Origin of the sequence: Cellulomonas cellasea, from assembly GCF_030372105.1 — a bacterium.
Lineage (GTDB): Bacteria > Actinomycetota > Actinomycetes > Actinomycetales > Cellulomonadaceae > Cellulomonas_A > Cellulomonas_A cellasea_A.
Map to the genome: position 1 here is coordinate 344,973 of NZ_JAUDBQ010000001.1, position 19,921 is coordinate 364,893.

Genomic DNA, 19,921 nt, shown 5'->3' on the forward strand with positions numbered 1-19,921 from the left:
TCGAGGCCATGAGTCCCCGCCCGCAGCGGTTGCAGATCACCGCCGCGTCCCCCGATCCGGCACTGCTCGACCTCCCGTGGCACATCCCGCTCGAGGACTGGCCCGCCGAGAACCTCGCCGCGCTCCCCCGCGGCATCTCGCGGCACATCGTGCGATTCGCCCGCCTGTCCGGTCGCGTCATCGCGATCAAGGAGATCGGCGAGAGCGTCGCGTACCGGGAGTACGAGCTGCTGCGCCAGCTCAACCGCCTCGACGTGCCCTGTGTGGAGCCCGTGGGGGTCATCACCGGCCGCGCGACGCCCGAGGGCGAGCCGCTGGAGGCGGTGCTCATCACCAAGCACCTGCAGTTCTCGTTGCCGTACCGCGCGCTGTTCAGCCAGACGCTGCGCCCCGACACCGCCACGCGCCTCATCGACGCCCTCGCGGTGCTGCTCGTGCGCCTGCACCTCATCGGGTTCTACTGGGGTGACGTGTCCCTGTCGAACACCCTGTTCCGCCGCGACGCCGAGACGTTCGCCGCGTACCTGGTCGACGCCGAGACGGGCGACCTGCACGACACGCTCACCGAGGGGCAGCGCGCCTACGACCTCGAGGTCGCGCGGGTGAACATCATCGGCGAGCTCATGGACCTGCAGGCCGGCGAGTTCCTCGAGGACGACGTCGACGCGATCGCCATCGGCGAGATGCTGGTCGACAGGTACACGGAGCTGTGGACCACGCTCACGGATGCCGAGTCCTTCGGCCTGGACGACCGCTGGCGGGTGCAGGCGCGCATCGAGCGCCTCAACGACCTCGGGTTCGACGTGGGCGAGCTCGACATCACCACGGACGTAGGCGGCACCACTGTCAGCATCCAGCCCAAGGTCGTCGACGCCGGGCACCACTCGCGGCGGTTGATGCGCCTGACGGGGCTCGACGTGCAGGAGAACCAGGCGCGCCGGCTGCTCAACGACCTCGACTCCTACCGCGCCGCCACACACCGCCAGGGCGAGGACGAGTCCTTCGTCGCGCATGACTGGCTCACCGAGGTCTTCGAGCCCGCGGTGCGCGCTGTGCCCCGCGACCTGCGGCTCAAGCTGGAGCCCGCGCAGGTCTTCCACGAGCTGCTGGACCACCGCTGGTTCCTGTCCCAGCAGCAGCGCCGGGACGTGCCGATGGCTGAGGCGACCCGCTCGTATGTCGAGAACATCCTGCCGGGCCGCCCTGACGAGCAGGCGATCCTCGGGGTCAGCGCCGCCGACCTGCGGGAGGACGCCCACCCGACGGGCTCCCTGCCCGCCGTCGACGACGCCCCTGCCTCGAACGACTGAGGCCCCGGCGAGATGATCTCGTCCGAGTCTGCGCACTCCGCCCAGCGTGTGGTGGTCGGCTGGGCTGTGGCCACCGCGGTCACCGTGATGCTCGCGATCGGCATCGTGGCGTCCGCTCCCCTGGACCGCTCCCCCTCCCGCGGGTGCGCGAGCCAGGCCAATGAGATCCCGGAGCGCTTCCAGGACTTCTACGACGTGCAGGGGACGCGGACGTGGTTCCCCTTCGGTGTGGCGTGCGAGTGGACGTCGAGCGCAGGCACGTTCAAGGCGGGTCCGGGCTGGACGGTGACCCTGGCCCTCATCGCCCCGCTCGTCGCGGGCGGCGGCATGCTGGCCCACACGGCTGTCGCGTCCAGCCACCGTCGCACACTCGAGGACGAGGCCGCCGCCTCGCCCTCGCACCGCTGAACGGCACGAGGGCGAGGGTGCGGCCCGGGGGTCAGCTGGTCTTCGGCAGGCCTGGCGGGTTCGTCTCCGGCTTGTCGATGGACTCGTCCTGCAAGCCCCACCGCTCGAGCACCTGGGCGTAGGTGCCGTCCTCGAAGACGTGCTCCAACGCGGCGGTCACCGCAGGCGCCAGGTCGGTGCCCTTGAGGGTCGCCACCGCGATCTGCGCGGTGAGGGGCCAGCCGCCGTTGAGCGTCCCCGCCACCCGGAAGTCCTGCGGTGAGGACGCCGCCGTGAAGGCCAGCGAGGCGTTCGGGCCGACGTAGGCGTCGAGCCGGCCGGACTGCAACGCGAGGAGCGCGTCGGACAGGTTCTCGAAGTACTCCGGCTCGCCGCCGTCGATCGGGTCGAGCCCCTTCGCGATGTTCTCCTCGTTCCACGCCAGCAGGATCTTCTCCTGGTTGGTGCCCGATCCGACGGCCACCTTGAGCCCGGCGATGTCCGCCGGCTCGGTGATCGACTCGACGTCGCCGTCCGTCCCGACGATCCAGCCGAGCTGGTCGTTGCGGTAGGACGAGAAGTCGTACAGCTCCTTGCGCTCCTCGGTGACGGTCACGTTGGAGATGACGGCGTCCACATCCTGCGACTGCAGGGCCAGCGGCCAGTCGGCCCAGGCGCGCACCTCCAACTGCAGCTCGAGGCCGAGCGCGTCGGCGACCAGCTGGGCGATGTCCGTCTCGTTGCCGATCGGCGTCTTCTCGTCGTCGGCGAGGAACGTCAGCGGCGCGCTGCCGCCGGCGCTCGTCGCGACCTTGAGCACGCCGCGCTCGGCGATCGCGGCCGGCAGCAGCGCGATCGCGTCCGCGGCCTCGGTGCTGCGCACCCGGTTCTGCTCGGGGCTGGTGCTGATCTCCAGGCCCACGGCCTCGGCCTTCGCGGAGGTGTCGTCCAGCGGTGCAGCGGCGTCGTCCGTGCCCGCCTGGGCGCCGGCGCACGCGGCAAGCGCCAGCAGGGGCACGACGGCCAGTGCGGTCACGAGCCTTGCTCGTCGGGTCGTTGCGGTCACGGGATGCTCACTTTCGGTGGGGTGGGGAAATAGCGGGTGGCACGCGGCGCGCGCTCACCCCTCGGGGCGGGCCCCGGGGTCATGGGTGTGCGATGGGCCGGCTCAGAGGACCTTGTCGAGGAAGGCCCGGGTGCGCTCATGCCGGGGATGGTCGAGCACCTGGCCGGGTGGGCCCTGCTCGACGATCACCCCCTCGTCCATGAACACGACGGTCGTGGCGACCTCGCGGGCGAAGCCGATCTCGTGGGTGACCACGACGAGCGTGGTCCCGGAGGACGCGAGATCCTTGATGACGTCGAGCACCTCGCCCACGAGCTCGGGGTCGAGGGCGGAGGTCGGCTCGTCGAAGAGGACGACCTTCGGCCGCAGCGCCAGGGCACGCGCGATGGCGACCCGCTGCTGCTGCCCGCCGGACAGCCGGCGCGGGTGCACGTCGGCCTTGTCCGCCAAGCCCACCCGCGCGAGCAGCGCCCGCGCCTCGACCTCCACCTCGGCGCGCGGCCGGCCCTGTGCGGAGACGGGCGCCTCGACCACGTTCTCCAGGGCAGTCAGGTGCGGGAACAGGTTGAAGGACTGGAACACGAACCCGATGTGGGTGCGCTGGCGCAGGATGTCCCGCTCCTTGAGCTCCTGCAGCACGCCATGCGACGTGCGGCGGTAGCCGATGAGGTCGCCGTCGAGCGACACGAGCCCCCGGTCGACCTTCTCCAGGTGGTTGATGGCGCGCAGCAGCGTCGACTTGCCGGAGCCCGACGGGCCCACGATCACTGTGACCTCGCCGGGCCGCACCTCCAGGTCGACGCCGCGCAGCACCTCGAGCGCGCCGAACGACTTGTGCACGCCGCGCACCTCCACGTGTCCAGCGGTGGCCATCAGATCCGCCCTCCGTCGGCGCCCGCAGAGACGCGGGTGCGGGTGCGGGTCAGCACATTCGAGGCCGCCGACGACCTGGCCAGGTAGGACGGCGGCGCCCCCGTCGGCAGCGGGCGTCCGGTGAGCCGCGTCCACGCGACGCCGACGGTCCACCGGGCGTGCTGCAGCGGCGTCGGGGGCAGCGTGCGCAGCGCGCCCTTGGCGTAGTGCCGTTCCACGTAGTACTGGATCACCGTGATGAACGTGGTCAGCACCAGGTACCAGATGCCCGCGACGAGCAGCAGCGGCACCACCCGCTGGTTGCGCCCGTAGATCACTCCGACGACGTAGAACAACTCGCCGTAGGCCAGCACGTAGACCACCGAGGTGCCCTTGACCAGGCCGATGATCTCGTTGACGGCGGTGGGCACGATCGTCCGCATCGCCTGCGGCAGGATGATGCGCCGCTGCTGGCGACGGCGCGGCAGGCCCAGCGCGGCGGCGGCCTCATGCTGGCCCTGGTCCACCGAAAGAATGCCGGCGCGCACGATCTCAGCCGAGTACGCCGCCTGGGAGAGCCCGAGGCCCAGCACCGCGGCGCCGAACTTGTCGATCACGTCGAGCGTGCCGAAGTGCAGGAACTCGGGGCCGAACGGGATGCCGATGCTCAGCGTCGGGTACAGGTACGCCAGGTTGTACCAGAGCAGCAGCTGCAGGATCAGCGGCACCGACCGGAACACCCACGTGTACGTCCAGGACACCGAGCGCAGCAGCGGCGACGGCGACAGCCGCATCAACGCGAGGACTGTGCCCAGCCCGAAGCCGATCACCGCTGCGACAAGGGTGAGCCGCACGGTGCCCCACAGCCCGTTGAGCACCGACGGCCACGTCAGGTACTGCCAGACGATGGACCACTCCCAGCGCGCGTTCGTGGTCAACGAGCTGATCACCATCGCCAGCAGCACGAACGTCCCCGCGGTGGCGACCCAGCGGCCCACATGCCGGGCGGGCACGATCCGGGCGTCGGCGTCGGCGTCCACCGGCCGCGGCACGGCTGGCGCCAGGTCGTTCGCGTCGCGCGGCAGGCGCTTCTCGAACGGCAGCGGGCGCGGTTGCGGGTCCGCGTCCACGTCGAACAGCGGGGTGTACCCCGTGGCCAGGTACAACGCCCGCGCCTCAGGCTGCCGAGGGCCCGTGGTCAGGTACACGCGGGAGTACCCCCGGGCGGCGATCTCGCCCTCCAGCACCTCCAGCACCCGGCGGGCGAGGCCGCGACGGCGCTGGTCGGAGCGCGTCCAGATGCGCTTGAGCTCGGCGGTCGTCTCGTCGTAACGGCGGAACGCCCCACCGGCGACGGGCTCGCCGTTGACCAGCAGCAGCACGAGCGCGCCTCCGGGGCCCGCGAACTCCTCGGCCGGGTACTGGGCGAGGTCGTGGGCCATCTCCTGGGGCGAGCGCTCATATCGATCCGCGTACTCCTGGGCCAGCTCGGCCAGCAGCGGCCTGACCAGCGGGTCGCCCTGGTGCGTGAATCGCACCTCCAGGTCGGCCACGCCCGCGCCGCCCACCGGACGCGCCTGCACGGTCATGACCGGGCCGCCACGCGCAGCAGGTCCACCGTGCTCGGCGCCGCCACGCGGGCCGGGGCCTCGCCGCCCGCCGCCGCCGTCGGCACGGCGACCGGAGTGGCCTGCTGCGCCCACGCGTCGGCGAGCAGCTCGTAGCTGCGCACCCGGTCCTCATGCCGATGCGTCACTGTCGTGACCAGCAGCTCGTCCGCGCCGGTCAGGCGTTGCAAGGCCGCGAGGCGCCCCACCACCGTCTGCGACGAGCCGACCAGCTGGGTCTCCGTGCGGTCCCGCACCGCGGCGTGGTCGTCCTCGCCCCACCCGGACAGGATTTGGCGGGCCTCCTCCGCGTCGGGGTACGGGATGGCGCCCTGGCCGCTGCGGATCGACTGCACCCACGGCCCGTAGCCCACCGCGAGCTCCCGCGCGGCCGCGTCGTCGGCCCCCACCACGACGTCCACCGACACGATGACGTACGGCTGCGCGAACCGCTCGGACGGGCGGAACGCGTCACGGTAGGCCGCCACCGACTCCTGCAGGGTGGCCGGCGCCACGTGGTAGTTCGCCCCGTAGGGCAGCCCGAGCTCACCGGCGAGCTGCGCGCTGGGCCCCGCGCTCGACCCGTGCACCCAGAGCTGCGCGTCGGTCCCCTCCGCGGGGGTCACCACGACCGGGCGCCCCTCAGGCGCCACGTACGTGCCGGCGAAGAACCCGAGGATGTCCCGCACGTCGGCGCCGAAGTCGCCGTCGCCGGGCGCCCGGCCCAGCAGCCTGGCCTGCAACTCCCACCGGACCGGGTCATAGGCCGCCGGGCGCGCGGGCGGGATCACCACACCGTCGACGACACGCCAATCCTGCGGCGCGCTGTCCGGCGCACGCCCCGCAGTGCCTGGCTTCTCAGCGCCCGGCTTCTCAGTGCCCGACTTCTCAGTGCCCGGCTTCTCACGGCTCGGCCTCCCGATGCCCGAGCGCCCGATGCCCAGGTCGATCCGGCCAGGGTGCAGGGCGGCGATGACGCCCCACTGCTCGGCGATCTGGAGCGGTGAGTAGTTGCCGAGGAGCACCGCCGCCGAGCCCACCCGGATGTCACGGGTGGCCTGGGCGACGATCGCGGCGACCACCGCGGGGCTGGCGCCGGCCACCCCGGGGTTGAGGTGGTGCTCGGCGAGCCAGTACCGCCGGTACCCGGCGCGCTCGGCCGCCTGGGCCAGGTCGATGGTGCGGCGCAGGGCGTCGGCAGGCGTGCTGCCGGACGAGATGGGGCTCAGGTCCAGCACGGACAACGGGACAGGTGGGTGCGACATGGGTCTCCTCGACCGCGTGCGGCGCAGGGCGCGCTCCGCCGATGGCTGCCGTCGGCAGGCTCGCTGACGGCGGCGCCCGGTGCGGGTGCGCGGGATTCGGGCTGGTGGTGGGGCTCCAGGGCGGCATGCGGCCGTGGCGTGGAGCGGGTTCGGGCGGGAGCCCGGGCGGCCGGACGTGCGTGCGTCGGCGGGTGGCGAGGGGCCGATTCGGGGTGGCGTGAGCGTCGGCTCGCCCACCGGCGTCGTCAGACGAGGCGTGGGGAGGGTGTGAGCCGCTGTCGGGCGGGGATCCGGGCGCGTGCGGGACCTGGACCCCGCCTGCCGGTCCGGAGATCAGCAGACGAGCATCAACAACAGCGACAGCGCGTGACGGCAGCGATGCTGGCATCGCTCAGGCCGTGGCGGCGGTTCGTGGAGGTGCTCACGCGTCGGACGTTAGGGCGAACTCCGACGCGTCGTCAACAGATGGGGCGTATCGGGCCGTGTGGTGAGACACCGGTCGCCTCGCGTCGAATCCCCGTGCTACAACTGCCCCGAGGTCTTGAGCGCCAGTGCTCGCATGAGCACAGCCCCGGCTTGCTGGCCAGCAACCCCCACGCGTCACGGCGGGGTGCTCCGGGAGACGACCTGGCCGTGTTGAGGGACACGGCAAGCGTGATCGACATCGGCGACCAGCACGGCGCCACCCCGTCATCGGCCTGCGTCGGGCCGACGGCGACGGTGGCTCCGCGCCCGGATCCGCCGGCCCACTCCGAGGACTCCCTGATGACCACGTCAGCCGTCACCCCGTCCGTCCCGCCGAGCGTGTCAGCGCCGGATCCGTCCCGCGGCGTCTTGCCCGTCGTCGGCAATCCCCGTCCCGGGTCGCGCACGCGGCTCGCGGCGGAGGCCCTCGCCCAGGCGATCGCCGACCGCCTGGGCTCGCCCCTCGCCCCGACCATCGACCTGGCCGACCTGGCGCCGGAGGTCTTCGCGCCGGTGCGGCCCGGCGTCGACGACGCGCTCCGGAGGCTGTCCTCCGCGCAGGTCGCCGTCATCGCGACACCCGTCTACAAGGCCAGCTACACCGGGCTGCTCAAGTCGTTCCTCGACCTGTACGGCTCGGACGGGCTGCGCGGGCTCGTGGCGGTGCCGCTGGTCGTGTCCGGGAATCCCGCGCATGCCCTGGCCGGCGAGGTGCACCTGCGCCCGCTGCTCGTCGAGCTCGGCGCCAGCGTCCCCACCCGCGCGCTCGCGCTGACGGAGTCCCAGCTCGGCGCCCTCGACAGCGTGGTCGGCGCGTGGCTGGACCAGCATGGCGACGTGCTCGCGGCCGGGGTCCGGGCATGACCGCCGACGCCCCCGCCCGGGCCCAGCGCCCCGCGGCCCATGCCGACGCCGATCACCGCCGCCGCACGCCGGACGAGCCGCACCTCAGCCCGGAGGAGTACAAGCGAGTGTTCCGCCGCCACCCGGCGGGCGTCGCCGTCATCACACTGGAGGACCCACGCACCGGGCAGCCGGTGGGCTTCACGGCCACGTCGGTGATCTCGGTGTCGGCGGCGCCGCCGGTGCTGGCGTTCTCCATCGCGTCGACGTCCTCGAGCTGGCCGGCCCTGGCCGCCGCGACCACTGTGGTCGTGAACTTCCTGGGACATGGGCAGGCCGACCTGTCGGCGCGGTTCGCCACGCACGGGATCGATCGCTTCGCAGGCACCGAGCATGTGCGGCTCGCAGGCGGCGAGCCGGTGCTGGTCGGCAGCCTGACGTGGGTGCACGGCCGGGTGCTCGACCGCATCACCGTCGGGGACAGCCACCTCGTGACGGTGCAGGCCCTCGCGTCGGACACCTCCACCCAGGGGGCCCCGCTCGTCTACCACGACAGGGCCTACACCCAACTCGGCGACCACTACGAGATCTGAGCCCGTCATGCCCGCACCCGACGCCAGGACGCCCGGGCTCGCCGCGACATGTCGTCGCTGGCGGGCCCGGGCGTCCGGGACGTGCTGGCCTCGTTCGGCCGGTCGGGCTCGGCTACTGCGCGGCGCCCCGCTGACGGGCGATCTCGTACAGCGCGATCCCGGCGGCGACGCCGGCGTTCAGCGACTCCGTCGACGAGGCGATCGGAATCGACACGATCGCGTCGCAGTGCTCCCGGACGAGGCGCGAGAGGCCCTTGCCCTCGGAGCCGACCACGACGACCAGCGGGTCGGCGGCGAACGGCAGGTCCGCGACGGGGGTGTCCCCGCCGCCGTCCAAGCCGATGATGAAGCAGCCGGCCTTGCGGTACGTCTCCAGCGTGCGCGTCAGGTTGGTGACCTTCGAGACGGGGACCCGGGCGGCGGCGCCAGCGGACACCTTCCACGCGGCGGCGGTGACGCTCGCAGAGCGGCGCTCCGGCACGACGACCCCGTGGGCGCCGAAGGCGCCGGCGGACCGGAGCACGGCGCCGAGGTTGCGCGGGTCGGTCACGCCGTCCAGCGCCACGATGAGCGGCGCCTGGTCGAGGAGGGCCGCGGCGTCGAGCAGGTCGTCGGCGTCGCCGTACTGGTACGGCGGCACCTGGATCGCGACGCCCTGGTGCACGGAGCCGTCGGTCAGCCGGTCGAGCTCGGGCTTGGTGACCTCGAGCAGCGGGTAGCCGCGCCCGGTGGCGATCTGCAGGATCTCCCGGGTGCGGTCGTCCGCCTCGATGCGCGAGGCGATGTAGACCGTCTGGACGGGGATGTCCGCGCGGAGGGCCTCGACCACGGAGTTCCGCCCGGAGACGATCTCGTGGGTGGCGCTGACGCCCTTGCCGCCGCGCGTGCCACCGGCGCTGCGCGACGTGCGGCCCATGCGGCTCGGCGCGGCGCCCGTGACCGGGCCGCGACGCTCAGCGGCGGCCTTGCGCTTGGCGGCAGGGTGGTACGGGCGCTCCTCGGCCTTGGGCGTGGGGCCGCGTCCCTCGAGAGCCTGACGCCCCTTGCCGCCCGTGCCGACGTGGGCGCCCTTCTTCGAGCCGGGCTTGCGGGTGGCGCCTCGGCGCTGCGAGTTTCCTGCCATCAGTTCTCGACCTCATCACTGCGATGCGCGAGCGACCAGCGGCTGCCGGTCGCGGAGTCTTCGACGACGATGCCGGCGGCGGCCAGCCGGTCCCGGATCGCGTCAGAGGTGGCGAAGTCGCGCGCGGCGCGCGCTTCGGAGCGGGCGGCGAGCTCGGCGGCGACGAGCGCCTCGAGCGCGGCCTCATGCCCGCGGTCGTTCGTCTGGCGGCGCCACTGCGGCCCGTCAGGGTCGAGGCCCAGGATGTCGAGCATCGAGCGCACCGACACGAGCGCGGCGCGGATTCCATCCAGGTCCCGCTCGGCGAGGGCGGTGTTCCCGGCGCGCAGGTGCTCATGCACCACCGCGAGCGCGGCGGGCACGTTGAGGTCGTCGTCCATCGCGGCGACGAAGCCCGCGGGCAGCTCGGCCTTGGCGATCTCGTCATCGTCCACGGGGCCGACCTGCTCGGTGGCGCGCTCCACGAACCGCGTGAACCGCTCCCATGTCGCCTCGGCCTCGCCGAGCGTGTCCGGCGTCCACTCGAGCATGGACCGGTACTGCACCGCCGTCAGGGCGTACCGCAGCACCGCCGGCTGCGTCGTCTCGAGCAGCGTGCTGACCAGCAGCCCATTGCCGAGCGACTTGCTCATCTTCGCCCCGCCCTGCGTGACCCAGCCGTTGTGCAGCCAGTACTGCGCGAAGCCGTCGCCGGCGGCACGGGACTGCGCCTGCTCGTTCTCGTGGTGCGGGAAGCGCAGGTCGAGTCCGCCGCCGTGGATGTCGAACGTGGCGCCCAGGTAGCGGTGAGCCATCGCGGAGCACTCGAGGTGCCACCCCGGACGCCCACGGCCGAACGGGGTGTCCCAGGACGCGGTCTCGGGCTCGCCGGGCTTCGGCGCCTTCCAGAGCGCGAAGTCCCGGGGGTCCTTCTTGACGTCCTCGTCGTCGCCCGTGCCGTCCTGCGCCGAGACCATGTCGTCGAGCCGCTGGTTGGTCAGGGCCCCGTACTCGGGGTACGAGCGGACGTCGAAGTACACGTCGCCCTCGCCCGTTGTGTAGGCGTGCCCGCTGTCGACGAGGCGCTGCATGAGCTCGATCATCGCGGGCACGTGGCCGGTGGCGCGCGGCTCGTACGTGGGGGGCAGCACGCCCAGCGCGTCATACGCCGCCGTGAAGGCGCGCTCGTTGGCCAGGGCCCAGGCCCACCACGGCTCGCCGGCCGCGTCGGCCTTCGCGAGGATCTTGTCGTCGATGTCGGTGACGTTGCGCACGAGGGTGACCCGGTGGCCGCTGCGGCGCAGCCAGCGCACGAGCACGTCGAAGGCGACACTCGAGCGCATGTGCCCGATATGGGGGGTGCCCTGCACGGTCGCGCCGCACAGGTAGATGCCGACCTCGCCCGGGACCACGGGGACGAAGTCACGCACCTCACGGGTGGCGGTGTCGTACAGGCGAAGGGTCACACGGGCAAGGTTACCGGCGCGGGCGGCTTCGGTCGGCGCCGCGGCCTGTGTCTGGCCCGCTGCGCCGAGGCGAGGGCTCAGCCGAAAGCCCGCTGCTCACCGCGGTACGTCGGCGCCACCCGTTCGACCACGTCGCCCCGCACGAGGTGCACCTGGTCGAACCGCTCCATCACCTCGCCGGCCTTCGCATGGCGGAACCACACCCGGTCGCCGATCCGCAGGTCCGCCGAGGCCGCGCCCCGCAGCGGGGTCTGCACCTCCCCCGCGCCCTCGCGCCCGGTGAGCGCGAGCCCGTGCGGCGCGACAGGCCGCGGCAGCCTCGAGCGGCTCGCGGGGCCCGACGCGACGTAGCCGCCACCGGCGACGGTGGCGAACCCGCGGGCGGGCGCGCGCACCACGTCGAGGCCGAAGTACGCGGCGGGCCGGGGCGCGAACGCCCGGTAGCCGTCGAAGAGCGTGGGCACGTACAGGCCCGATCCGGCAGTGACCTCGGTGACCACCGGGTCGGCGGAGCTCGTCTCCAGCGACCCGGAGCCGCCCGAGTTCACCAGTTCCAGGTCCCGGCCCAGCACCTCGCGCACCGCGCCCAGCACCTGGCTGCGCCGGCGCGCCAGATCGGCCACCGAGGCGTGCTTGACCGCCCGCACGGCCAGGCTCGTGTCCGGCATGCCCGCGACCTGCGCCTCGTAGAACATCACCCCGCGGATCTCGAGGTCGGGGCGGCGCAGGAGCTCGGCGGCGAGCCGGGCGGCGTCCTGCGGGGTGTGGATGGGCGACCGCCGCACGCCGAGGTGCGCGGTCAATGGGCCGACCCGGATCCGCAAGGACGCGTCCACGTCGAGGCACACCCGCACGCGCTGGCCGCCCGACGCCGCGGCGCGCTGTGCCAGGTCGGCCTGGAGCACGTCGTCCACCATGAGCGTCACGGCCGCCGCGGCCACCGGGTCGGCGGCCAGCTCTGCCAGCGCGCCCTCGTCGACGGTCGGGTACCCCACCAGGACATCGGTGACACCCTCGCTGACCAGCCACAACGCCTCGCGCAGCGAGTAGGCCATCACGCCCGCGAACCCGGGCCGAGCGAGCACCGAGTGCAGCACCTCGCGCACCCGCACCGACTTGCTGGCCACCCGCACGGGAACCCCCGCGGCCCGCCGGACGAGGTCGTCGGCGTTGGCCTCGAGCGCGTCCAGGTCGACCACGGCCAGCGGGGCCGGCAGCCCCTTGGTCGCGGCGTCGAGCCGCGTGCCGAGCATGCTCATTGCACTCTCCCGGGTGTCGGGGGCCGCGAGGACCCGCGCGGACCGGCGGCGACGGCGGTGTGGTGCTGCGGCGGCGCCTGTGTGGCGCCGGCGGCCAGCGCATGCCGGGTCGTGCCCTGCATCATGCCCCGGTCAGGTGGCTCCCGGGGAGGTTCCGGCCCGATCGGGCGGGCCGATCTGCGCGATGTCGCCCGCGGGCGGCGCCGGCGGGGCCGTGGCTCGACGGCGTGCGCCGAACGCGGGCGCCAGGGCCACGATGACGAGGGCGAGCACCAGGGGCACCGCGAACCCGATCCGCAGTGACGAGCCGACCCCGATGGCTCCGACCAGCACGCCGCCCAGCACCGCGCCGACGTAGTTGAAGCCGTTGAGCCGGGCCACGACGGCGTCGGCGTGCTCAGGCGCCAGGGCGCCCGCGGCCGCGAAGCTGAGCGGTGCGATCGCCCCCAGGCCGAGGCCGGTGAGCGCGAAGCCCGCCACGGCGACGGCGGGCCCGGGCGCGAGGACCACCCCGAGCAGCCCGAGGGCGCCGGTGAGCCCGGCGACCCGGACCACGGCGACCTGGCCCCAGCGCCGGACGGCGAGGTCGCCGAGCAGCCGCGACAGCAGCGTCGTGGCCAGGTACGCGGCGAGCCCGAGGGGCGCCAGGTCGGCGGCGCGCAGGCCGTCCTGCAGGTAGATCGTGCTCCAGATCTGCGCCGCGGAGTCCACCACGAAGTAGGCGACGACAGCCGCGCCCAGCAGGAGGATCCCCGACCAGGGCACCACCGTCCGCGCGGCGTGGCGCTGCTCGGCGGTGGGGCCGATGGGCAGGTCGTGCGCGCGCCACCCGTCGCGCAGCACGCTGAGGGCGACGAGGGCGACGAGCACGGTGACGACGGGGATCGCGAGCTGCTGCGCCAGGTCGAGCGCCTCATAGGCGATCACCACGAGCGCGCCCGCGATCGCCGCCGCCGACCACGCCGCGTAGAAGCCGGTGAGGATGCTGCGCCCGTAGGCCCGTTGCAGCGCCACCGCCTGCATGTTGGTGCCGGCGTCCACGAGGCCCAGGCCCAGCCCGTACACCCCGAATCCCGCGAAGAACAGCGCGAGGCCCGGGGCGAGGGCGATCATCAGCACCGCGAGCGCCACCGCGCCGAGCCCGGCGACCAGCACCGCCCGGCTGCCCGGCCCGCGCGCGATGCGGTCGGCGACCACCGTGCCGGCCCCGGCCATCACACAGATGCCGAGCGTGACGACTGTGACGACGCCGTCGTCGATGCCGAACCGCTCTTTGAACCCCGGCAGGCTCGCGACGAGCACCGCATACGCCAGGCCCTGCGCGCCGAAGGCCATCGCCACCGCGCGCCGGGCCGGGCGGGCGCCCGCCGGCGGATGCGAAGCGTCGCGCGAGCCGCCGGGGTCCGTGGTCACGCGTGCGCGCTCACGGGCTCCACGACACCGGGGATCACGGGGCCGTCCACCGGCTGCACCGTCGCCAGCGGGGCCGCTGCCGGCTGGGCCTCCACCGGCTCCCCGAACTCGACGGTCTGGGTGGCGAGGTACTGGGCGAATCTGCGCAGCCCCTCGACGGTGGCCTCCTCGTCGCCGTCAACGAGCCAGGCGAGGGCGAAGCCGTCCACTGTGGCGACGACGGTGCGGGCGAGGCTGGACCGCGGCACCGCCCAGCTCACCTGGGCGCCGTGCTCGATGCGCTCGAGGAACAACTCGACGGCGCCCCGGGAGCCGCGGTACTGGTCGGTGGCGACCTGGTTCAGCTCGGAGTGGCGCAGCGACGTGGTGGTGAGCTCGTAGCTGAGGAGCTGCGAGCCACGGTTGTCGCGGATTCCGCGCCAGAGCCCCTCGACGGCGAGCTCGAGCACCGTGGCCAGGTCCGCGTCGGGCGGGATCGCCGCCTCGGTCATGGCGAGGTTCTGCGCGGTGATGGCGTCGGCCACCGCGCGCAGCAACTCGTCCTTGTCCTGGAAGCAGTAGTGGACGACGCCGAGCGACACCCCCGCCTCCGCGGCGACTGCGCGCACGGTGGCGGCGTCGATGCCGTCTCTGCTGGCGACCGCCAAAGCAGCCTGGATGAGTTGCTCACGCCGCTCGGCGACTGGCAAACGATTCATGGTTGGTTCCCCCCCGGAAATCCGCCGCGTGGTCTCGCACCGGCCAGTGCGAACTGCATCCACGCGCCCCCTTGCCTCATTTCAACGGCGGTCATGACAATAGTCAAGGGAAACAGGCACTTGACTTGGACGGCCGCCCAGAATGAAGGTCTGATCATGACCACGGGCACCGAGCAACTCCGCTGGCAGAACTGGGCGCGCACCGAGTCGGCGCAGCCCGTGCAGGTCGCCCACCCCCGCGACCTCGAGCATCTCGTCTCGATCGTGCGTTCGAGAGGCGGGCTGCGCGTGCGCGCCATCGGCGCCGGGCACTCCTTCACCGGCGCGGCCGTCACAGACGGCATCCAGATCCGGATGGACGCCCTCAACCTGCTCGAACGCGTCGAGCCGCAGCCTGACGGGACCACGCACGTGACAGTCGGCGCGGGCATCCGGCTGCACGCGCTCAACCGGGTCCTCGCCTCCTGTGGGCTCGCGATGCGCAATCTCGGCGACATCGACCGGCAGACCCTCGCCGGGGCCATCTCCACCGGGACGCACGGCACCGGGTCGCGCCTGGGCGGGCTCGCCACCCAGGTGGTCGGCGTCCGGCTCGTCACCGCGCAGGGCGAGGTGGTCGACGCCTCGCCCACACATCGGCCCGAGCTCTTCGAGGTGGCCCGGCTGGGTTTGGGAAGCGTCGGCATCCTCGCCGCGATCACACTGGCGGCGGTCCCCGCTTTCCACCTGCGCGCGGTGGAGGCCCCGTTGCCGCTCGACGAGGTGCTCGAGCGTTTGGACGGACCCGACAACCTCGTCGAGGGCAACGACCATTTCGAGTTCTACTGGTTCCCGCACACCCGCCGCGCGCTGACCAAGAGCAACAACCGCACATCTGCCGACGCCGGGCCGCGACTGCACCCAGTGCGCGGATGGGTGGACGACGAGCTGCTGTCGAACGGCGTGTTCGCGGCCACGAACCGGCTCGCCGCGGCGGCGCCCGCGCTCACCCCCCGGATCAACCGGATCGCGTCGCGCGCGTTGAGCGCCCGCGACTACACGGCGCCCTCCCCCGAGGTGTTCGCCTCCGCCCGCCGGGTCCGCTTCCGGGAGATGGAGTACGCCGTCCCCCGGGAGCGGCTGCGCGAGGTGCTCGCCGAGATCGACTCCTGGATCTCCGCCTCGGGCGTCAACGTCCCGTTCCCGCTCGAGGTGCGCTTCGCGGCGGCCGACGACGTCTGGCTGTCCACCGCGCACGGTCGCCCGACCGCCTACGTCGCCGTGCACCAGTACCTGCGCCTGCCCTACGGCCGGTACTTCCAGGCCGTCGAGCGGATCATGGCCCAGGTGGACGGCCGCCCGCACTGGGGCAAGCTGCACTGGCTGGGCGCCAGCCGGCTCGGCGAGCTCTACCCGAGGTTCGCCGACGCCTGCGCGGTGCGCGCCGACGCCGACCCGGACGGCGCGTTCTCGAACGAGTACCTGGACCGCGTGCTCGGCCCCGTATGACTCCCGCGTCGCCCCTGGCCAGCCGATTCCTGACCGTGGGGACGGGAACGCCCAGCAGGCGGAATGCGCAAGACACGGCGCGCCACGGCGTGCTTGCCTGAGCCATGAGTCGAGCAGTGGTCGCGGAGGCCTACGGCGGGCCCGAGATCCTCGCCGTCATCGACGAGCCCGACCGGCCGCCAGGCCCCGGCGAGGTCCTGCTGGAGGTTCGGGCGGCGGGGGTCAACCCTGCCGACTGGAAGGGCTACTCCGGCATGTGGGGCACGAACCCGAGACGGCTGCCCATCCGGCTCGGCTACGAGGTCGCCGGGGTCGTGCTGGACGTGGGCCCCGACGTCGACGGCCCGGCAGTGGGTGACGAGGTGGTCGCCTGGCCGGTGGCCGGTGGCTACGCCGAGCGCGTCGTCGTGCCCGCGAGGGTCGTCGCCCCCCGGCCGGCCGGGCTCAGCTGGGCGCAGTCCGCCGGGCTGCTGCTCTCCGGCGCGGCCGCGACGCACCTGCTCACCGCCACCCGGACAGGCGCCGACGACGTGGTGCTGGTGCACGGGGGGTCCGGCGGCGTGGGCCGGCTGGCCGTGCAGCTCGCCGCGCTGGCGGGCGCGCGCGTCGTGGCCACAGCCGGCCCCGCCGCGCATGACGACCTGCGCCAACTCGGGGCGATCCCCGTGGCCTACGGCCCCGGGCTGCTCGAGCGGCTACGCGCCGTCGCCGCGCAGACCGGCCCGTTCACCGCGGCGCTCGACACCGCCGGGACGGACGAGGCGTTGGACGCCTCGGTGGCGCTCGTCGCCGACCGCAGCCGGATCGCGACGATCGCCGCGTTCGACAGGGGCGCCGAGCTCGGCATCCAGGTGCTCGGCAACGGGCCCGACGCCGATCCCGGGGACGACATCCGCGACGCCGCGCGCGCCCACTTGGCCAGGCTCGCAGACGAGGGGGTGCTGGACATCAGGGTGGCGCGCACCTACCCGCTCGACGACGCGGGCCGCGCCCATGAGGACAGCCGCAGCGGCCACGCCCGCGGCAAGCTGGTGCTGATTCCGTGACCGCCGGCTAGTCCTGCGCGGGCCGTTCCCGCAGCCGGGCCAGGTGGTCGTCGGCGGGGGCGGGCGCGGTGGCGACGTCCTGCGCGGTGAGCACGCCCGCCTGCTGCTCGTCCAACTCGGTCAGCCCGATGATCGTGGCCTCCAGCACGTCGACGGGGATGCGCACCCGGAGCCGGACCCGCGGTGGCCCCTCGCGTCGCGGCAGTGGCGTCGGCTGGCTCCGCAGCTCCCCGGTGGGCGTCGGGCCGCTCGGCCCTCGGAGCGCTCCCACACGGGAGTCCGCGCGGGGCGGGGGGCGGTGCGTCGTCGTCACGAACGGGGACGGTACCGGACAATTGCCCGCACATGCGAGGCCTGGAATCGCCACGCCCGCCGTGGGACACTTCCCGGCCGGTCTGGGGTCCCGCCGCCGGGACCGGCTCAGCCGGTGGCCACGACCAGCGCCGTGGCGATGGCCGCCACACCCTCGCCGCGGCCCGTCAGCCCCAGCCCGTCGCTGGTGGTGGCGGACACCGTCACGGGGGCGCCCGCTGCCGCCGACAGCGCGGCGGCGGCCTCGGCACGGCGCGCGCCCAACCGGGGCCGGTTGCCGATCACCTGCACCGCGACGTTGCCGATGGCGAAGCCCGCCTCGCGAACCCGTCGGGCGGCCTCGGCGAGCAGCACGGAGCCGGACGCGCCACGCCACTGCGGCTCCGACGTGCCGAAGTTGCTGCCGAGATCGCCGATGCCCGCCGCCGAGAACAACGCGTCGGCGGCGGCGTGGGCGGCCACATCGGCGTCGGAATGACCCTCCAGCGGCCGCTCCCCCGGCCAGGCCAGGCCCGCCAGCCACAGCACCGCGTCGGGCGCCGGATCGACCGCGTAGGCGTGCACGTCGACGCCGATGCCGGTGCGCGGGAGCACCACCCGGGGGGTCCCGTCGGTGGGGTGCTGGCTCATCTCGAGTCTCCGTCCTGCTGCGGGGGCCGGCCGGCGAGCACCAGCCCGGCGACGGCCAGGTCCCACGGGGTGGTGATCTTGGCGGCGTCCGCGTGGCCCGCGACGACCCACACGGGCTCGCCGAGCTGTTCGACGAGCCCGGCGTCATCGGAGGCGGCGACCGCCTCGTCATGCGCGCGCCCCCGCCCGGCGGCGTGGGCGCGGTCGAGGAGCTCGCGGGCGAAGCCCTGCGGCGTCTGCACGGCGCGCAGCTCCTCGCGGGCGACGGTCTCGACGACGGGCCAGCCCTGCGTGTCGCCCGACCCGGGGGCGTCGTCCTCGTCGAGGCCGACGCGTTTGATGGTGTCGGTCACCGCGAGCGCCGGGACCACGGCGCCGTGGCCAGCGCGCACGGCGCCGATCACCCGCCGCACCACGTCCGCGGGGACGAGCGCGCGGGCGGCGTCGTGCACCAGCACGACGTCGACGTCGGGCGGCAACACGGCCAGGCCCGCCGCGACGGAGCCCTGCCGGGTGGAGCCGCCGGCGACGACGTCCAGCCGGGTCTCCGCGAGGGGCCCGTCGAGGCCAGCCGCGCGCAGCGCCTGGTGGAACTCCGGGAGCCGGTCGGCGGGCGCGGTGACGACCACCCGCTCAAGCCGGTCGGCGGGGGCAGCGCCCCTGGCGCCCTCGAGGATCGCCCGGACCGCGTGCACCACCAGAGGTGTCCCGCCGAGCGGCGCCAACGCCTTGGGCAGCGCATGCCCGAGCCGACTGCCGCTCCCGGCGGCAGTGACGATCGCCGCCACGCTCATCGCGGGACCCCGGATGCTGCGACGACGGACGCTGCTACGACGCCAGGACCTCGTCGAGGATGGCCTCGGCCTTCTCCTCCTCGGTGTGCTCCGCGAGAGCGAGCTCCGAGACGAGGATCTGGCGGGCCTTCGCGAGCATGCGCTTCTCACCGGCGGAAAGGCCGCGGTCGGCATCCCGACGTGAAAGGTCGCGGACAACCTCGGCGACCTTGATCACGTCACCGGAGGCGAGCTTCTCGAGGTTGGCCTTGTAACGGCGCGACCAGTTCGTCGGCTCTTCTGTGTAAGGCGCGCGCAGCACCTCGAATACGCGGTCCAGGCCCTCCTGGCCCACGACGTCACGAACGCCCACGAGGTCGACGTTCTCCGCCGGAACCTCGATGGTGAGGTCCCCTTGGGCGACCTTCAGCTTGAGGTAGAGCTTGTCCTCGCCGCGGATGGTCCTCGTCTTGATCTCTTCGATCAGCGCTGCACCGTGGTGCGGGTAGACAACCGTCTCCCCAACAGTGAAAGTCATCTGAAGGTGTCCCCTTTCGCGGTGATCCATCTTATCACGGGCAAAAATGGCCCTCCCCAGCCGCTCCAGTCATTTGCGCAGGTCAAGCGACGCGCACAGGCGAGAGGCGCCGAGAGAGGTGCGACACACCACTAGGCTGTCGGCAGGGACCTTCGTCCCAGTCGTCTCACGAGTCGCCCAGCGCCTTCCCAGCACGGCCCCAGCACCGCCCCAGCACCGTCCTGCCCCGAGGAGTCACAGTGGTCCGCGTCACGTCCGTCCGTCGCCGGTTCGCCCTCGTCGGCGCTGTCGCGCTCGTGAGCGCAGGGCTGGCCGGGTGCTCGGCGACCAACGAGATCACCACGCAGCTCGACTACGCGGCATCCGACGGGGTGCGGGCCACCCTCGGCGACGTCACAGCGGAGAACCTGCTGATCATCACCGCGGGCAAGGGCGAGGAGGGCGCGCTGCAGGGCGCGTTCACCAACCGCGGCAGCGCCGACGTCGACGTCACCCTGACCACCGAGGACGACGTCGAGCTCGCCTCCGTCCCCGTCGCGGCCGGGACCACAGTGCTGCTGGGCGGCACCCGCGGCGAGGTCGTCACCTTCACCACCCCGGTGGCGCCCGGCGCCACCCTCCCGGTGACGCTCAGCTCCGGGGCCGCCGGCACCGAGGCGCTCTCCGTCCCGGTCCTCGACGGCACGCTCTCGGAGTACACCGACCTCGTGCCCACCGCGACGCCCAGCGCCACGGCCACCGCGACGCCCAGCCCCACGGCCACGGAGACGGCGACGGAGACGGCGACGCCCACCGCCGGCTGAGCCGC

The 19,921-nt window shown here is 73.5% G+C and carries 20 protein-coding genes, 1 pseudogene and 1 riboswitch; of the genes and pseudogenes, 7 read left to right on the forward strand and 14 right to left on the reverse strand.

Features of this window, described 5'->3' with window-relative positions; all coding sequences use genetic code 11:
- Positions 1–8: 8 nt before the first annotated feature.
- Both QUV83_RS01575 and QUV83_RS01580 read left to right on the forward strand, forming a co-directional pair.
- Complete coding sequence (locus QUV83_RS01575) at positions 9–1,310, forward strand: DUF4032 domain-containing protein (protein ID WP_289561979.1); 1,302 nt, start codon at positions 9–11, stop codon at positions 1,308–1,310.
- Positions 1,311–1,322: 12 nt separating this feature from the next.
- Positions 1,323–1,718 (forward strand): hypothetical protein, encoded by a 396-nt coding sequence (locus QUV83_RS01580; RefSeq protein WP_289561981.1) that lies wholly within the window; start codon positions 1,323–1,325, stop codon positions 1,716–1,718.
- A gap of 31 nt (positions 1,719–1,749) precedes the next feature.
- Here QUV83_RS01580 and QUV83_RS01585 read toward each other — a convergent pair whose 3' ends face one another.
- The 5 genes and pseudogenes from QUV83_RS01585 to QUV83_RS01605 form a co-directional block, all read right to left on the reverse strand.
- Positions 1,750–2,733, reverse strand: a complete 984-nt coding sequence (locus tag QUV83_RS01585; protein WP_354003915.1) for an ABC transporter substrate-binding protein — start codon at positions 2,731–2,733, stop codon at positions 1,750–1,752.
- Between the two features lie 132 nt (positions 2,734–2,865).
- On the reverse strand, positions 2,866–3,636 hold the full coding sequence (locus QUV83_RS01590) for an amino acid ABC transporter ATP-binding protein (protein ID WP_289561985.1): 771 nt from the start codon (positions 3,634–3,636) through the stop codon (positions 2,866–2,868).
- Complete coding sequence (locus QUV83_RS01595) at positions 3,636–4,700, reverse strand: amino acid ABC transporter permease (protein ID WP_436231864.1); 1,065 nt, start codon at positions 4,698–4,700, stop codon at positions 3,636–3,638. The genes QUV83_RS01590 and QUV83_RS01595 overlap by 1 nt, the downstream gene beginning before the upstream one ends.
- A 69-nt stretch (positions 4,701–4,769) precedes the next feature.
- Positions 4,770–5,204: pseudogene (locus tag QUV83_RS01600) on the reverse strand (GNAT family N-acetyltransferase); the annotation flags it as partial.
- Complete coding sequence (locus QUV83_RS01605) at positions 5,201–6,487, reverse strand: MsnO8 family LLM class oxidoreductase (RefSeq protein ID WP_289561987.1); 1,287 nt, start codon at positions 6,485–6,487, stop codon at positions 5,201–5,203. The pseudogene QUV83_RS01600 and the gene QUV83_RS01605, both read right to left, overlap by 4 nt.
- A 537-nt stretch (positions 6,488–7,024) precedes the next feature.
- Positions 7,025–7,148: riboswitch (SAM riboswitch) on the forward strand.
- 104 nt (positions 7,149–7,252) lie between these two features.
- On the opposite strand from QUV83_RS01605, the gene QUV83_RS01610 reads away from it, so the two are divergent.
- Complete coding sequence (locus QUV83_RS01610; protein ID WP_289561989.1) at positions 7,253–7,816, forward strand: NADPH-dependent FMN reductase; 564 nt, start codon at positions 7,253–7,255, stop codon at positions 7,814–7,816.
- Entirely contained in the window at positions 7,813–8,388 is a 576-nt protein-coding gene (locus QUV83_RS01615) for a flavin reductase family protein (protein ID WP_289561991.1), read from the forward strand. Before QUV83_RS01610 ends, QUV83_RS01615 begins: the two co-directional genes overlap by 4 nt.
- Before the next feature lie 112 nt (positions 8,389–8,500).
- Here the strand turns inward: QUV83_RS01615 and rlmB are convergent, their stop codons facing one another.
- From rlmB to QUV83_RS01640, 5 genes are all read right to left on the reverse strand, one after another.
- Positions 8,501–9,511, reverse strand: coding sequence for a 23S rRNA (guanosine(2251)-2'-O)-methyltransferase RlmB (rlmB, locus tag QUV83_RS01620; protein WP_289561994.1), 1,011 nt, complete (start codon positions 9,509–9,511; stop codon positions 8,501–8,503).
- Positions 9,511–10,956: a cysteine--tRNA ligase gene (gene cysS / locus QUV83_RS01625; RefSeq protein WP_289561997.1), complete on the reverse strand. Its 1,446-nt coding sequence runs from the start codon at positions 10,954–10,956 to the stop codon at positions 9,511–9,513. The genes rlmB and cysS overlap by 1 nt, the downstream gene beginning before the upstream one ends.
- Positions 10,957–11,033: 77 nt before the next feature.
- Positions 11,034–12,215 (reverse strand): alanine racemase, encoded by a 1,182-nt coding sequence (locus QUV83_RS01630; RefSeq protein ID WP_289562000.1) that lies wholly within the window; start codon positions 12,213–12,215, stop codon positions 11,034–11,036.
- A 132-nt stretch (positions 12,216–12,347) separates the two neighbouring features.
- The gene (locus QUV83_RS01635) at positions 12,348–13,628 is read right to left on the reverse strand and encodes an MFS transporter (RefSeq protein ID WP_289562001.1); all 1,281 of its coding nucleotides are present in this window, start codon (positions 13,626–13,628) and stop codon (positions 12,348–12,350) included.
- Complete coding sequence (locus QUV83_RS01640) at positions 13,625–14,326, reverse strand: TetR/AcrR family transcriptional regulator (RefSeq protein WP_289562003.1); 702 nt, start codon at positions 14,324–14,326, stop codon at positions 13,625–13,627. Before QUV83_RS01640 ends, QUV83_RS01635 begins: the two co-directional genes overlap by 4 nt.
- A gap of 156 nt (positions 14,327–14,482) precedes the next feature.
- Here QUV83_RS01640 and QUV83_RS01645 point away from each other — a divergent pair, with 156 nt between their 5' ends.
- Both QUV83_RS01645 and QUV83_RS01650 read left to right on the forward strand, forming a co-directional pair.
- Complete coding sequence (locus QUV83_RS01645; RefSeq protein ID WP_289562004.1) at positions 14,483–15,814, forward strand: D-arabinono-1,4-lactone oxidase; 1,332 nt, start codon at positions 14,483–14,485, stop codon at positions 15,812–15,814.
- Between the two features lie 104 nt (positions 15,815–15,918).
- Complete coding sequence (locus QUV83_RS01650; RefSeq protein ID WP_289562006.1) at positions 15,919–16,860, forward strand: NADP-dependent oxidoreductase; 942 nt, start codon at positions 15,919–15,921, stop codon at positions 16,858–16,860.
- Positions 16,861–16,867: 7 nt separating this feature from the next.
- On the opposite strand, the gene QUV83_RS01655 is transcribed toward QUV83_RS01650, so the two are convergent.
- From QUV83_RS01655 to QUV83_RS01670, 4 genes are all read right to left on the reverse strand, one after another.
- The gene (locus QUV83_RS01655; protein ID WP_289562008.1) at positions 16,868–17,173 is read right to left on the reverse strand and encodes a hypothetical protein; all 306 of its coding nucleotides are present in this window, start codon (positions 17,171–17,173) and stop codon (positions 16,868–16,870) included.
- Positions 17,174–17,280: 107 nt separating this feature from the next.
- Positions 17,281–17,802 carry a 2-C-methyl-D-erythritol 2,4-cyclodiphosphate synthase gene (ispF, locus tag QUV83_RS01660; protein ID WP_289562010.1) on the reverse strand — a complete coding sequence of 174 codons (522 nt, stop codon included), beginning with the start codon at positions 17,800–17,802 and terminating at the stop codon, positions 17,281–17,283.
- A complete protein-coding gene (gene ispD, locus QUV83_RS01665) occupies positions 17,799–18,596 on the reverse strand; it encodes a 2-C-methyl-D-erythritol 4-phosphate cytidylyltransferase (RefSeq protein WP_289562013.1) in 798 nt (265 codons plus the stop codon). The genes ispF and ispD overlap by 4 nt, the downstream gene beginning before the upstream one ends.
- 34 nt (positions 18,597–18,630) lie before the next feature.
- Entirely contained in the window at positions 18,631–19,113 is a 483-nt protein-coding gene (locus QUV83_RS01670) for a CarD family transcriptional regulator (RefSeq protein WP_028046210.1), read from the reverse strand.
- A 239-nt stretch (positions 19,114–19,352) separates the two neighbouring features.
- On the opposite strand from QUV83_RS01670, the gene QUV83_RS01675 reads away from it, so the two are divergent.
- Positions 19,353–19,916 (forward strand): hypothetical protein, encoded by a 564-nt coding sequence (locus QUV83_RS01675; RefSeq protein WP_289562019.1) that lies wholly within the window; start codon positions 19,353–19,355, stop codon positions 19,914–19,916.
- Positions 19,917–19,921 lie beyond the last annotated feature (5 nt).